Source organism: Gemmatimonadales bacterium (assembly GCA_041390145.1).
Lineage (GTDB): Bacteria > Gemmatimonadota > Gemmatimonadetes > Gemmatimonadales > GWC2-71-9 > SPDF01.
Map to the genome: position 1 here is coordinate 14330 of JAWKQM010000008.1, position 12761 is coordinate 27090.

11 protein-coding genes are annotated in these 12761 nt (G+C 68.1%); 1 reads left to right on the forward strand and 10 read right to left on the reverse strand.

Annotation, left to right across the window (positions count from 1 at the left end; translation table 11 throughout):
- Positions 1-3 precede the first annotated feature (3 nt).
- From R2910_08380 to R2910_08420, 9 genes are all read right to left on the reverse strand, one after another.
- Entirely contained in the window at positions 4-1686 is a 1683-nt protein-coding gene (locus R2910_08380) for an AarF/UbiB family protein (GenBank protein MEZ4412984.1), read from the reverse strand.
- A gap of 33 nt (positions 1687-1719) precedes the next feature.
- Complete coding sequence (locus R2910_08385) at positions 1720-3246, reverse strand: SRPBCC domain-containing protein (protein MEZ4412985.1); 1527 nt, start codon at positions 3244-3246, stop codon at positions 1720-1722.
- Positions 3243-3857 (reverse strand): nucleotidyltransferase family protein, encoded by a 615-nt coding sequence (locus tag R2910_08390; GenBank protein MEZ4412986.1) that lies wholly within the window; start codon positions 3855-3857, stop codon positions 3243-3245. The genes R2910_08385 and R2910_08390 overlap by 4 nt, the downstream gene beginning before the upstream one ends.
- Before the next feature lie 43 nt (positions 3858-3900).
- Positions 3901-4929 carry an inorganic phosphate transporter gene (locus R2910_08395; GenBank protein MEZ4412987.1) on the reverse strand — a complete coding sequence of 343 codons (1029 nt, stop codon included), beginning with the start codon at positions 4927-4929 and terminating at the stop codon, positions 3901-3903.
- Between the two features lie 2 nt (positions 4930-4931).
- A complete protein-coding gene (locus R2910_08400) occupies positions 4932-5552 on the reverse strand; it encodes a DUF47 family protein (protein MEZ4412988.1) in 621 nt (206 codons plus the stop codon).
- 111 nt (positions 5553-5663) lie between these two features.
- Complete coding sequence (locus R2910_08405) at positions 5664-6311, reverse strand: HAD-IA family hydrolase (protein ID MEZ4412989.1); 648 nt, start codon at positions 6309-6311, stop codon at positions 5664-5666.
- 32 nt (positions 6312-6343) lie between these two features.
- The gene (locus R2910_08410; GenBank protein MEZ4412990.1) at positions 6344-6634 is read right to left on the reverse strand and encodes a hypothetical protein; all 291 of its coding nucleotides are present in this window, start codon (positions 6632-6634) and stop codon (positions 6344-6346) included.
- Positions 6635-8611 carry a DEAD/DEAH box helicase gene (locus tag R2910_08415; GenBank protein ID MEZ4412991.1) on the reverse strand — a complete coding sequence of 659 codons (1977 nt, stop codon included), beginning with the start codon at positions 8609-8611 and terminating at the stop codon, positions 6635-6637. It lies immediately after the preceding gene.
- A 196-nt stretch (positions 8612-8807) separates the two neighbouring features.
- Positions 8808-11831: a type IIL restriction-modification enzyme MmeI gene (locus R2910_08420; GenBank protein ID MEZ4412992.1), complete on the reverse strand. Its 3024-nt coding sequence runs from the start codon at positions 11829-11831 to the stop codon at positions 8808-8810.
- A gap of 159 nt (positions 11832-11990) precedes the next feature.
- Here R2910_08420 and R2910_08425 point away from each other — a divergent pair, with 159 nt between their 5' ends.
- Complete coding sequence (locus R2910_08425) at positions 11991-12470, forward strand: Rid family hydrolase (protein ID MEZ4412993.1); 480 nt, start codon at positions 11991-11993, stop codon at positions 12468-12470.
- Here R2910_08425 and R2910_08430 read toward each other — a convergent pair.
- Positions 12467-12718, reverse strand: coding sequence for a hypothetical protein (locus R2910_08430; GenBank protein MEZ4412994.1), 252 nt, complete (start codon positions 12716-12718; stop codon positions 12467-12469). The genes R2910_08425 and R2910_08430 overlap by 4 nt on opposite strands.
- Positions 12719-12761: the final 43 nt, after the last annotated feature.

Here is a 12761-nt window from a genome sequence, read left to right on the forward strand (position 1 = left end):
TCGTCAATTTCCCTTGCGGACCGCGAGAATCAAGGCGATCACAAAGAACGGGACGTAGAGCATCCACGCCTGGGGGCCGACGAACCCAAGAATGATCGCGCCGGCCACCAGGGAGAATCCGGCGATCAGGGTGCCACGCAGCCCCGCGAACGGGTTCTCGCTGCTCCGCTTGGCCGTCTTCTCCATCACCCGGAGGCCTTCGGTGATCAGGAGCGGCATCTTGACTAGCGCGTCCACCAGGTCCGGGGCGCCTCGGAGGCCCTCCTGCGCCAGCCGCACGGGGCTGAATTGCTGGATGAAGACGCGCCGAACGTGCCGCTTGGAGACCTCCGCCACGTCGAAGCCCGGCAGCAGCATTTGTCCCACGCCCTCGAACGTCACCAGCGCCTTGACCATCAGCACCATCTCTACCGGGAAAAACATCCGGTATTGCGCGCCCCGGCTGACCGACTCGAGAATCAGCTGGCCGAGCGAGAAGCTGTCAAAGTTCGCGTTGCGGCGCCAGCGTGTGGAGACCTCGGCCACATCCCGGCGGAACCCGGCGGGGTCCCCGCCGCGGCCCGGTTCGGCCGCCGCCGAGAGGTACCGTGCCGCGTTCTCCGCGTCGCCCATGACGAGCGCGTAGTAGTAATAGAGGAGGGTGCGCCGGAGCTCATCGTGCATCCGCCCCACCATGCCGAGGTCGATGAACCCCGCCTGCGGTCCCGGCAACACGATCAGATTCCCCGGATGAAGGTCGGCGTGGAAAAAGCCATCCTTGTAGATCATCCGAATGATCGCTTCGGCGCCCAGGTCCACCAGGCGCTCGCGGTCTTCCAGGGACATCGCCTGCACCTTCCGCGAGTCGGGCCGGAGCCCGTCGAAGAACTCCATCGTCAGGACGCGCTCGCCGCTGAACTCCCGGTAGATCTTCGGGAACACAATGTCGCGCTCGTCCGTGAAGTTGGCTGCGAACGTCTCGGCGTTGTCGGCCTCCCGCCGCAGGTCCACTTCGCGCAGGGTGTACTCGGAGAATTCGCGGATGATACGCCTGGGGCCGTACTGCGGAAAGACGAGTTCCAGCATCCACCCCGCCATCCCGAGCAACTTCGCGTCGCGCCGCAGGATGGCGGGGATGCCGGGTTTGACGACCTTGATGATGACCGGATCGGCGTCTCGTGTGGTGGCGCGGTGCACCTGCCCGATGGACGCCGACCCGAGCGGGACCTCGTCGATACTCAGGAACATCTCGTCGAGCGGCCGGCCGAGACCGCGCACGATCAACTCGCAGAACACCGGGTAGGGAACCGCCGGAAGGGTGGCCAGCAGGTGCTTCAGTTCTTCGGTGATCGACTTCGGCAGGATGTCTTCGCGCAGGCTGAGGATCTGGCCGAGCTTGATGTAGGTCGGGCCGAGCATTTCGAGCCGGCGACGGAGCTGCACCGGAAAGGGAAGATCCCGGAGCTTCCGGTCGAGGAAGGGGCGGGTGAGGACATTCAGCATCCGCTCGAGGAAGAAGCCGAGGCCTCGTCCCCGCGGCGTGCCCCTCCGTTTGTCGACGTCCACCGACAGCGCGCCGAACACCAGCCCGAACAGGTGGCGCTGGGTCGTCAGGAAACGCCGAAAGAGACTCTGCCTGGGCAGGGTCTGGTACACCTCGAAGGAGGCGACGGTTCGGGGTTCGTCGGCGACGGAGGAAGGCGGCATCAGGCTCTAATAACCCGCTTCACGAGGGGGAGGTCAAGAGGCGGCGGGTTCGGGCAACTCCCGGGCATAGGCCGGAAAGCGGGAGCGCATCTCACGTCCCAGCAGCCCCCCATGGCCGAGGGAGGCGATCGATGCCAGAGTGAACTGCTCGCCGGCCATGAGGCGCGGGAGGAGGAGGTCGGCGGCAGTCGCCATGCTGAAGGCGCCGCACCGGGGAAGCCCGAGCAGCTGGGTCGCTCCGAGGCGCCCGAGCCAGAGCATCGACCCTGGATGCGCCGGCACGCCGTGCCGAAACACCTCACCACCCAACCCCTCGAGGGCCTCGAATAAGGGCGCGAGGGGGTCACCGGCCGAGACGCCGCCAATCAGGACCAGCCCGGTGCGCTGCTGAACGGCCAAATCTTCCAGGGCGGCCCGAGCGTGGTCGACGGCGTCCGTGGATCCATCCGACGGGATCGCTCGGACGCCGAGAAAGCTTCCCCCCAGTGATTCCGCCCGTAGCCGCGAGGCCGCCACGAACCGTTCAAGGGCGCCGGCCGGGAGCGATTCCGCCGCGAGGGCGGCGACGGTGACCCCGGTGTACGGTCGCACGGAGAGGAGGGGGCCATGCTCTCCGGCCAGGCGCACCCCCTCGGTGACGGCGTCCGCTGCAACGATGTGGGGGGCTGTCTTGACACTCGCCACCAACTCCCCGACCTCAACCGGCTGGTGGTTCCAGCGGGTGAAGAGTTCCAGCGGGTCGATGGCATTGATCCGTTCCAGCCCCTCGAGCACGATTGTCAGGACGCCCCGATGCGTGGCTACCAGGTCGATCCGCCCCTGATGCACCGGGCTGGCGGCGATGCCGGGCCCGGCTGCGGCGGTGGCAAGCAGGCGTGCCGCCTCCGCCTCGTGGAGTTCGTGGGCACCGATCCAGGCCAGGCGCACTGGCCCGGAAAGTCCGGCCCCCGCGGCATCGTGCAGCAGGGCGGCCTCGGCGCCGGTGAGTCGATGGCCCTTTGCCCACGTCCGTTCCCCAACTGGGAAGGAGGCAAGGAGGACAGCCCCTTCGATCACGTCGGGCGAGAGCGCGCGGAGCGCAGGCGAGTCGAGGAGGTAGGCGCCGCTGCGAGGGGCGGCCGCGATGTGCGCTGCGACGTTGGTCCAGAACTTTTCCGTAAACTGCCGAAGCACATCTTCGACCATTCCCCGTCCGAATCCGGCGAGCATGCCGTGGACCCCGGTCACCGAACTCCAGGTCAGCCGGGTCCGTTGCGCATCGAGCGACTCGAGGCGCACGAGGGTGTCGACATCCAGGGTCGAGCCGGGCGCGGTGCCCGTGGCGCGGAGGCGGAGGCTGTCGGGGTGCTGGAGGTCGTGCAATTCGGCCTCGAGGACGACATGGACCCGCACCAGGCCGGACCCCACGCTGCACTTGACCGTGTACCGTCCCGGCCCGCGCACTTCGAATGATTCGGTGCCGGGGGTGCAGGCCGCCATCAGGTCGCCATCCTGGAGGTGCCGCCAGACCGCCTCCCGCGGGGAGCCGAGCTCGGGCGAGCCGCCAAATTCGAAGATCATTGCTGGGATGACTCGAGACGGGAGAGATCCGCGGGCGTGTCGACGTCGGGGTTCGCCCCGTCGACGTCCACGTGCACCACGAGTTCCGGGGTCCGCGACAGAGCGCGCCCGAGGCCCTCGTCTCCGGTCAGGCGTTCGGCGAGCCCCCAGGCGTCGCGGTCGAGCAGCACCGGATGACCGGGTTCGTCCGGCGCCGCGGCGTATCGGGGCCGGATCACGGCGCTGCCCCCCAGTTCCCAGGCGCGGACAACCTCCTCGGCCGCCTCGGCAGGCGCGGCGGGCTGGTCGGCAAGGAAGATGAGCGCCGCCTCTGGCTGTGGGCGGAGAATCGTCAGGGCGCGGAGGCCAAGCTGGAGGGAGCCGGCCATCCCCCGATCGGCGTGCTCGTTCCAGATCACCCGAACTCCCGCCTGCCGGAGCAGGCCCGCGACACGTTCGTCGCCGTCCTGAACCACGGCGGTGACGCCGGACACGACGCCCCGGTCGCGAAGTGCGGTCATGGTGGCGATGACGTGGCTGAGCACCGACCGCCCGCGCCAGAGCGCCAGCAGCTTGTTGCTGCCGAACCTGGTGGAGGAGCCTGCTGCGAGGAGGAGCGCATGCGGACGCATGCAGAAGAATAGCCGGGAGCCGCGCGATCCTGCGCGGCCCCGCTCAGCGAAGCGCCAGGTAGGTGAGCCCGGCGATGGCCGCGCTCATCGGGATGGTGAGGATCCAGGCCCAGACGATGGTGCCGGCCACGCCCCACCGCACCGCGCTCAGCCGGCTGGCCGAGCCGACGCCGACGATCGCCCCGGTGATGGTGTGCGTGGTGCTGACCGGGATTCCCATCGAGGACGCGATCAGCACGGAAATTCCCCCGGCAGTCTCGGCACAGAATCCCCCGAACGGGCGAAGCTTCGTGATCCGCGTGCCCATTGTCTTCACGATCCGCCAGCCGCCCATCGCGGTCCCGAGGGCGATGGCGGAGTAGGCGGCCATCTCGACCCAGAGAGGAATGGTGTCTGCGGTGGGCACATACAAGATGTGGAGCAGCCCGGACTGCTCCATGAAGAGCGCCTGCGTGGCCACGAGGAGGCCCACGATAATCCCCATCGTCTTCTGGGCGTCGTTCGCGCCATGGCTGAGCGAGTAGAGCGCGGCAGAGAGCAGCTGCAGGCGCCGGAACAACTTGTCCATCGGACCCGGGCTCTGGTGGCGGAGCACCCAGGAGAGCAACACGGTCAGGCCCAGGCCAAGCCCCATGCCCAGCAGCGGCGAGATGACGATGAAGAGGATGGGCTTGACCCACCCCGCCGCGATGAGGGCGCCCGCGCCGCCCTTCGCGACGGCCGCGCCGCCATACCCGCCGAGAAGCGCGTGGCTCGACGAGCTGGGAAGCCCCAGCCACCAGGTGATCAGGTTCCAGACGATGGCGCCCAGCAGGGCTGCAAGTACCACGTTGGCATCGACCACGGAGGGGTCGATCAGCCCCTTGCCGATGGTCTTGGCCACCGCTGTGCCGACGATGAACGCGGCCGCGAAGTTGAAGAACGCTGCCCAGACCACCGCCACGCCGGGGGAGAGCACCCGCGTAGAGACGACCGTTGCGATCGAATTGGCGCTGTCGTGAAAGCCGTTGATAAAGTCGAAGACCAGCGCCACCCCGATGATGGCGAGGACGAACCCGACCGAGGGCTCCATGGTCAGGCGTGCTTGATGAAGATGGACTCGAGCACGTTGGCGACATCCTCGGCATAGTCGAGGGTCTTCTCCAGCGTGTCGTAGATCTCCTTCCAGCGAATGACCAGCAGCGGCTCGGGATGCCCCTTGAACAACTCCCCGAGCCAGTGGTGGTAGATCGCGTCGCCGTCTTCCTCCATCCCCTTCACGGCGATGCAGGCCTCGAGGACCTCGTTGTTCTTGGACCGGTCCAGGTGCTTGACCCCGACCAGCAGTTGCTCGGTGGCTCCGACGATCGTCTCGGCCAGCAGGATCGCCCCCTTGGGGGCGTCGCCGGCGTGGAACACCTGCACCTTGCGGGCGCAGCCGTCCATCAGGTCCATCACGTCGTCGAGCCGGGAGGCCAGGGTGTGAATGTCTTCGCGGTCGAGGGGGGTGATGAAGGAGCGGTCGAGGCGGGTGACGACTTCGTGCGTGACCAGGTCGGCCTCATGCTCCAGCCGCTTGATCGATTCCACGATGGGAAGTCGCCGGTCCATTTCGGTGCCCAGCAAGACCTTGAGTTGCTTGGCAGCTTCGACGTTGAGGGTGGCGACCTTGGTGAAGAGATCGAAGAATCGTTCGTCCCGCGGCAGGAGGCGCATTGCAACATCCCGGTAAAGTTCTGGTAACGAACTGCCCGGGCGGAAGATAAGGTGGGCGGCGACCGCCGCAAGATGAGCCGGCCACGCCGTGTCGGAGGTCGCTGTGTAAGGCTAAGCGGTGAGAAGAGTTACCAATTCGTGCGGGTGCTGGAGCCAGTGGTCCGGGTCGGCCGCTTCGAGGTCAGGCCGGCCGAACGGCCCCCAGAGGACGGCGGCGGTCCGCACCCCGGCGCTTCGTCCGGAATGCATGTCGTGGATGCTGTCGCCCACGTACACAGTCGAGGCCGGATCCGCCCCGAGGTGGGCCACGGCACGATCCACCGGCTCGCGATGCGGCTTCGGATTGACCACATCGTCCGCGCCGACGACGACATCCATCGCTTCATCCAGTCCCGCCAGCCGCAGGCCTCGATAGGCCCCGACCCGGTTCTTGCTCGTGACGATCCCGGTCCGGCACCCGGCGGCCCGCACGGCCCGCACCATTTCCACGACGCCTGGATACACCGTCACGCGGCTGTCGTGGTGGTGGATGTTGTAGTCCCGATAGGTGGCGATCAGCGCCTCCATCTGGACCTCGTCGTGTGCCCATTCGGCAAACTGCACCCGCAACGGGGTGCCGATCCCGTCGAGCCATTCCTGGTCGGTCTTGGGCGGGATTCCATGCACCTCAAGGGTGTGGTGATAGGAGTCGATGATCAGGCGAATCGAGTCGATGAGGGTCCCGTCGAGGTCGAACAGGACGGTCTTGAGAGCTGGCATCCGGAGAAGGTAGCAGGGGTGGGAAGGGGAGACTACTCCTCGGTCGCGTCGGTGCACGGCTCCGGGTCGTCGCAGAGCAGCACGATGGCGGTGACCAGCCCGGCCATCAGCGCGGCGGCGCCCGCCGTCCGGAGCGCGCCCATCTTCTTGATCGCCACCCGGGTGATATCCGTGAGCGCGATGTAGGTCCAGATCTCCTCCGGCACCGACTCGCCGATCAGTGTGTCGTTGTGCGCCTGGGGATCCGTCAACTCGAACTCTTCGCCATCGACGGCCGTGACCCGCGGGAGGGCCGGCGCAACCGGACGCCTTCGCTGCAGCACCTACGTTCTCCGAAATACGATCAGCCCCGTCAATCGTGGCCGCAGCGGCGGTGCGGGCGTCGGCGCGGGCGGCAGGTGCTCCAACCTGGCCAGGAGCGCTGAACTACTGAGGGACAGCAGGGATTCGATGAGCATTGCCTCCCCCGCCGTATGACCTCGGGTACAGAATCCGAGCGCGTGCTCAAGCACGCCGAGGAGATCGGCGTCTCGCTGCCGAGCGGCCTCTGCGGCCAACCGCCGAAGTCGCTTGCCCAGCGCCAGCGCCGCTGCCCCAAGGGGCAGACCACCGACCCGCACTTGGGATGCGCCGCGCAGCAGCGAGCGAATATGCGGGGCAAGCGTGGCGAGGCACTCGTCGAGTTCCATCCGCGAAGGCGGGGAGAGCGGCATGCCCGCCCCCGCCTCGTGGAGGCGTGCCCGGATCTCTTCGGCATCCAGCCTCCATGACGAGCCCTCGGTCCTGGCGAAAACAGCGGATGCCGCCGGCCGGCCCTCGCGCTCCAGTGAGACGCCTGCCAAGGCGCCTGCGCTGGACGCCCGGACGGCACAGACCCCTTCGACCGCCACCCCCGTCAGCGATTCGGCGAGTTCTCCACGCCACAGCCACTTGGAGCGGCCGCCGGGCCCCAGGCCGACCTGAGCGGGGAGCGCCGACTTCCGTGTCAGGCAGCTCATCTGGCGCAATCGGCGCTCGATACGGCGGTCAGGCAGGAACCGAACGACATCTACCGCGGCATGCGTGGACCCGCGGCGAATCGCCCGGCCGTCGCGCTGGGCGAGGCGGACGTCGGTCCACGGCAAGTCATAGTGCACGACGCGCCCTGCCCCCTGCAGGTCGAGTCCCTCGGCGGTGACGTCGGTCGTCACCAGCGTCTTCGGTCGTCCGGGGACGCCAGGCGGGTGAGGCGGGGCGTCCGGGCGGAACCAGCGGAGCACCTCCTCCCGCGGCAGCGTGGTGGCGCCGATCCCGGCGCGCTGCCCGCTGCACCAGGCCAGCCAGCGGTCTGGCAGGTGGCGGCGGAGGTAGGTGATGGTTTCCCGCGCGGTGACATAGACCAGTGTCGGCACATCCCGGTGCAGCACCTCTGCAAGCTCGATCGACTTTGCGTCGGGTCGATTCGCGGCCTCCCGCGCGCTCGCAAGGAGGCCGGTGAGCGCCATGAGGTCATCCAGGCAGAGCTCTCCCGCCGCATCGGCGCCGGGCAACAGCGACCACATCATGAGCTGCTCGTGTGAATGTCCGAGTACCCGCCGGAGGGAACGTCGATCTGGTGGAATTCCGGCGGCAAGCGCGTCCTGTGCCTGGAGGAGAAGGAGCCGGTAGCGCTGGAGCGCAGCGACCAGCGCGCCGGGACTCGAGGCGGCGGCGTGCAACAACACGGTACGCACCAGCGCGGCCACCTCGGGGTGGGTGGAAAGCCTGAGTCCATCGAGTGCTGGCAGAAGCGGAACGGCGCCGCTCTGGAGCACCGCAGACTGCTCGCGGCGCTGTGGTGTGGCTGGTGTGAAGCTTCGCTGGATGACGAACCGCCCAAGCGCAGGAGGGATGGCGTCACGATTGAACGCCGTCCGGAGCGAGACGGTGCCGTCGTCGGCCAGGGCATCGTCCGGCAGGCCGAGGTGCAACTGGTGGAAGAGGTCACGCGGGCGATTGACGATCGGGGTTGCGCTGAGCAGCAGCACCTGTCGGCCGATCAGCCATGGCGCAAGGGTGCGATACCGGCGGATGCCTGGGTTGCGGAAGTGATGACTTTCGTCCACGACGACAACACTGGGCTCTCCCGGCGGGGTGAGCCCACGCGAAAGCCGGGAATGCGACCAGAGGGTGACGGCCACGCCGAGCCGTCTCGCGGTCTCCTGCCATTGCTTCTGGAGCGCCGGAGGAACGACGCAGACGGTCGAGTGACCACCGATCGTCTGTGCGATGGCGAGCGCGAGGAAGGTCTTGCCGCTGCCGACCGAATCGGCGCAGAGCACCGCGCCTTGACTCCTGATTGCCTCCAGGAGGATCTGGAAGGCATCCGCTTGCGACGGGTCCAGCCAGGGCGGTGCGTCATCTGCCGCACGCGGGGGCGCCAGCGTCGCGGAAATGGCGCGAGCAACGGCGGAGGGCGGGGCTGCCGGCCCAGGAACGAGCAGCCCGGGAAGCGGATCGGTCAGCGGTCGGAGCTCTTCAGCGACGACGCGTGGAGCCCACGCCCACCACCTCGGAGAGAACCCTTCGGTCGTGCGGACGAAGCTGCAACCATTCCGCGACCACGTCGTCGATTTCACCCTGAACTTCCTTCCCGGCGCGGCCTCGGTTTGTGAGCATCGCCAGCCGTTCATCCAGCAGTGCCTCCGGTGGCAGCGGGATGCCTCCGACCGCTCGGGCATTGAACCGCGCGTATCCTCCGCTGGCAGGGTCGGCCGTCGCCCGGGCGACCGCCCTGGCCCAGGTTGAGTTGAGCCAGCCGCAGAGCGCCAGCGCGTTTTCTGCGGACTTGGTCAGCACCACGTAGCAACTGTTCAAGGGCACCCACTGAAGCTCGTCCTCACTCACCAGACAGGCTGCTTCGAGGCGGAGGGAGAGGTCCGGCCACACCACGCGTGGTACCCGCCCGCCCGCGATGGCGCGAAAGAGCGTCCACGGCACTCGACCGCCATCGTCGCACCGGGAGCGCAGCGCCACGAGATGACGAGCGAAGTGGCGGGCCGCATGGGGTGGCAGGGTGGGGAGCACGGAGCCCAGCGTGTCATGCGTCCAGATCATGTGGCTGGAAGGACTCCCCTTGAACGGACGGAGGTCCTTGCCGCGCAGGACCGGCCTCACCAGTTCCGGCTCAATCTCTGTGTCCGGGGAGAGGAAGAGATGATTCGCACCGGTCTTGACTCCCAGCCGGATCCGAACCGACTCAGATAGCTGGGGCAGCTGCCTCAGATGCGTGAGCGTCTGCTGGAGCCCGGCCGTGTGAAGTATCCACGGCGCCCCCGGATGGATGGCGGGCGGCGACGGGGTTCGGGCTCCGGGGTGCAGCCCGAGTTGCGGAGTGTGGCCGGCGGGCGCCGGACTTGCCCGGGCGACAATGGCCAGCGGATAGGTCGTCGCCTCGAACGCCGCCGCAGGATCCCGGGTCAGGTCGGTGATCGAGAGCAGGGTGCCGTGCTCGCCTAGCGCGGCGCGCGCCGCCGTGCCATAGGCTGCGGTCGCGATCTTGGCCGGCACCAGCATCGCCATGACACCGCCGGGCCGGGTCAATTCCCATCCGCGTTCAAGAAACGCCACGGCGAGGTCGGGCTGATGGCCGTAGCCGGGTCCGCGCCCGGAGCGCCACCAGCGGAACCGCTCTCGCAAGACCGCGCGAGTGCCGGGCGGCAACGCTTCGGCGCGGACCCAGGGCGGGTTGCCAACCACGAGGTCGAACCCTCCCCGCGCCGTCACATCGCCGAAGTGGACGTCGAAGTCGAACGATGGGGCAACTCCATCCTCCCGAAGCCGGCGCCTCGATACGCGGAGTGCCTTGAGTTCGGTGCGCGCAGCGCCAAGCAGGCGGCGGGCGCGTCGATCCAGGCCCTGCCGTTCTCCGAAGAGGGTGGGGGCTCGGGCCGCGTCCAGCCGTCGGTGCACCTCCCGTTCTCGTTCGAGGATGGCCTGGTCAAGTCGTTCCAGCGCAGCGTCGCGCTCCACGCGGCGGAGCAATCGAAATGCGTCGCGCTTGGGAACGCCGCTGGCGACGGCGGCCGCACGCCGCGCCGCCTCGAGGGCGGCTGCCTGGCGAGACGCGCGCAGTGGATGCCGCAACATCAGGCGGAGGGGATCGGCGAGGCTGTCACCCTGCCGGACGTAGGCGTCGAGATTCGGCAGCGGCTCGACCTGATCCGGGGGGCCGGCGGGCTCCGCACTGAGAATTGCCAGCCAGAGGCGGAGCTCGCAGAGGCGAACGGCCGCCGGGTTGAGATCCACGCCAAACAGGTTGCGTGCGACGATCTGCCGTGGGGACACGGCCCGCCCAGCCCCGGAGTGGAGCGCGGTCAGTCGCTCCAGGGCGCCGAGGAGAAAGGCACCTGAGCCTGCGGCGGGGTCAAGTATGGTGATGTCATCGAGCAGTTGAACCGCGCGCACCTCCCCCGTTTCGAGTCGTCGAAGCGCTTCGGCCTCCGGAATGCCCAGCCGTCCGCCGACGAAACCGGCAAGCGCGGCGTCCAACACGCCGCGGACGAGAGCCCGAGGGGTGTAGAAGGTTCCGCTCTGCTTTCGGGCGCCTGGTTCCATCACCCCCTCGAATACCCGTCCCAGCATGTCCGGCGCGATCGCGCCCGGAGCCTCCTCGGAAGTTGTGAAGTGATAGCGTTCGAACAGGGTGTCGAAGGCGTCTCGCCAGATGCCGTCCGGGATGTCGGGCCGGTGCCGCCTCTCCAGGGGATGCTGTTCGAACAGGCCTCCGTTCAGGAACGGGATCCGTCCGAACGCACGGGCCGTGGCATGTCGCCGATGGTACGGTTGGTTCAAGGTGCCGAAGAAGAGTGGCCGCAGGAGGTGCCGGTGAATCGATCGCCGGTGGAACAGACAGGCGTCCACGTGCCTGCGCAGGAAATGATCGGAGCCGTCGAGCCACCCCTTCGCCTGCACGAAATAGAGAAAGAGAACCCGGGTGAGTTGCAGCAGCCCCAACTCGTGGCGGTGTCGCTCCGGCATCGCGGTGGGCAACGCGCCCATGAGGCGGTCGAGGGTTGCACGGAACGCAGCGAAGAATTGCCTGCCGACGCTGGCGCCGGAGAGCGCCTCCGCCGTGCGGGAGGCAATGCCGAGGCAACCGCCGGACTGGGCGGCGCCGATGCGGGCAAGACAGCAGGTGGCCAGCTGGCTGGGGTGCGCCAGGTCTACTACAAGGGTCGGTGTCTCGTCGAATGCGACGGACACGGCGAGCTTCCGCTCGGCGTGGTCCAGCCCAAGCACACCGCACATTCGTCCGCGTTCGGCCAGCCGTCGTGCCATCCGGGAGGCCTGCTGTGCCGGGTTGTTCGATGCCACCGCGTACCAGGTGAATCTGCCAAGCCGGCCCACGATCGCGGCCTCCAGTGGCGGGTCGGATCGGCGGCCGAGGTCCAGGCCGGCCACATCCAGCGGCTCCCACAGCGGCTCGTGGCCGAAGGAGGCGACGAGGTGCGGCAGGTCGTGAAGGGCGAGGATGGATTGCAGGGCGTGGCCTGAGTGCACGTGCGCATTCCCGGAGTGTGTGATCCAGGATGCGACGAGGCGGAGGGCGGAGGAGCATCATTCGAACGTGGCACTAGCCCAAATGAAGATGCGCCGCAATGGCGGGTGGCGGTCTGCGCAATCGCGTGGTCTATTTGGCCTTCACAAGGAGAGTCCCCCATGAGTCTTGCGATGCGCGCCCTGCCCCTCGCCGTGCTTGCCGCTTCCTTCCTCGGCTGCGAGGCGCCCCCTCCACCCACCTCGCCGCCGGTTGCCGCGGTTCCGCAGTTCTACCTGGCGGGCGATTCCGTCCTCCGGGGCATGCCGTTCTCCGAGGCGGTGCAGGTGGGCAACCTGCTGATCGTGTCAGGGCAGATCGGCAATGTGCCAGGCAAGCTGGAGCTGGTACCCGGGGGGATTGGACCGGAGTCACGGCAGGTGCTGGAGAACATCCGCGGCATCCTCGAGCGGCACGGTGCGTCGCTCAAGGACGTGGTGAAATGCACCATCTTCCTCGCCGATATCGGCGAGTGGGGTGCCTTCAATGCCGTCTATCGGGAGGTGTTCTCGCCGCCGTATCCGGCGCGGAGCGCGCTGGGGAGCAGCGGGCTGGTGCTCGGGGCGCGGACGGAGGTGGAGTGCATGGCGGTGGTGCCCTAGTAGTTCTCCAGCACCAGCGTCGACAGGGCATCGAGCGCCGCGTGCTCCGGCTTGACCTTGCCGTCCGGGGTGAAGCGGATGTTCATGGCACAGAGTTCCTCGAGCGCGGTGCTCTGCTGGGAGCCGAGCGGGAGGATATAGGGTGCGCCCTCGGAGCGCATCCGCTCCACCTGCTCGATGAGCCAGTCCGGCTTGTCGGAGGCCCGCTCGAGGGCCTCCAGCATCTCTTCCGTAATCGTCAGGCGCATGGCATCTCCGAGAAGTGGTGTCGGGGAAAGATTCTCCGGGCGG

Excerpts from the sequence above, each read along its gene's own strand:
- R2910_08380 (MEZ4412984.1), bottom strand. The coding sequence starts at position 1,686 with ATGCCGCCTTCCTCCGTCGCCGACGAACCCCGAACCGTCGCCTCCTTC.
- R2910_08385 (MEZ4412985.1), bottom strand. The coding sequence starts at position 3,246 with ATGATCTTCGAATTTGGCGGCTCGCCCGAGCTCGGCTCCCCGCGGGAG.
- R2910_08390 (MEZ4412986.1), bottom strand. The coding sequence starts at position 3,857 with ATGCGTCCGCATGCGCTCCTCCTCGCAGCAGGCTCCTCCACCAGGTTC.
- R2910_08395 (MEZ4412987.1), bottom strand. The coding sequence starts at position 4,929 with ATGGAGCCCTCGGTCGGGTTCGTCCTCGCCATCATCGGGGTGGCGCTG.
- R2910_08400 (MEZ4412988.1), bottom strand. The coding sequence starts at position 5,552 with ATGCGCCTCCTGCCGCGGGACGAACGATTCTTCGATCTCTTCACCAAG.
- R2910_08405 (MEZ4412989.1), bottom strand. The coding sequence starts at position 6,311 with ATGCCAGCTCTCAAGACCGTCCTGTTCGACCTCGACGGGACCCTCATC.
- R2910_08425 (MEZ4412993.1), top strand. The coding sequence starts at position 11,991 with ATGAGTCTTGCGATGCGCGCCCTGCCCCTCGCCGTGCTTGCCGCTTCC.
- R2910_08430 (MEZ4412994.1), bottom strand. The coding sequence starts at position 12,718 with ATGCGCCTGACGATTACGGAAGAGATGCTGGAGGCCCTCGAGCGGGCC.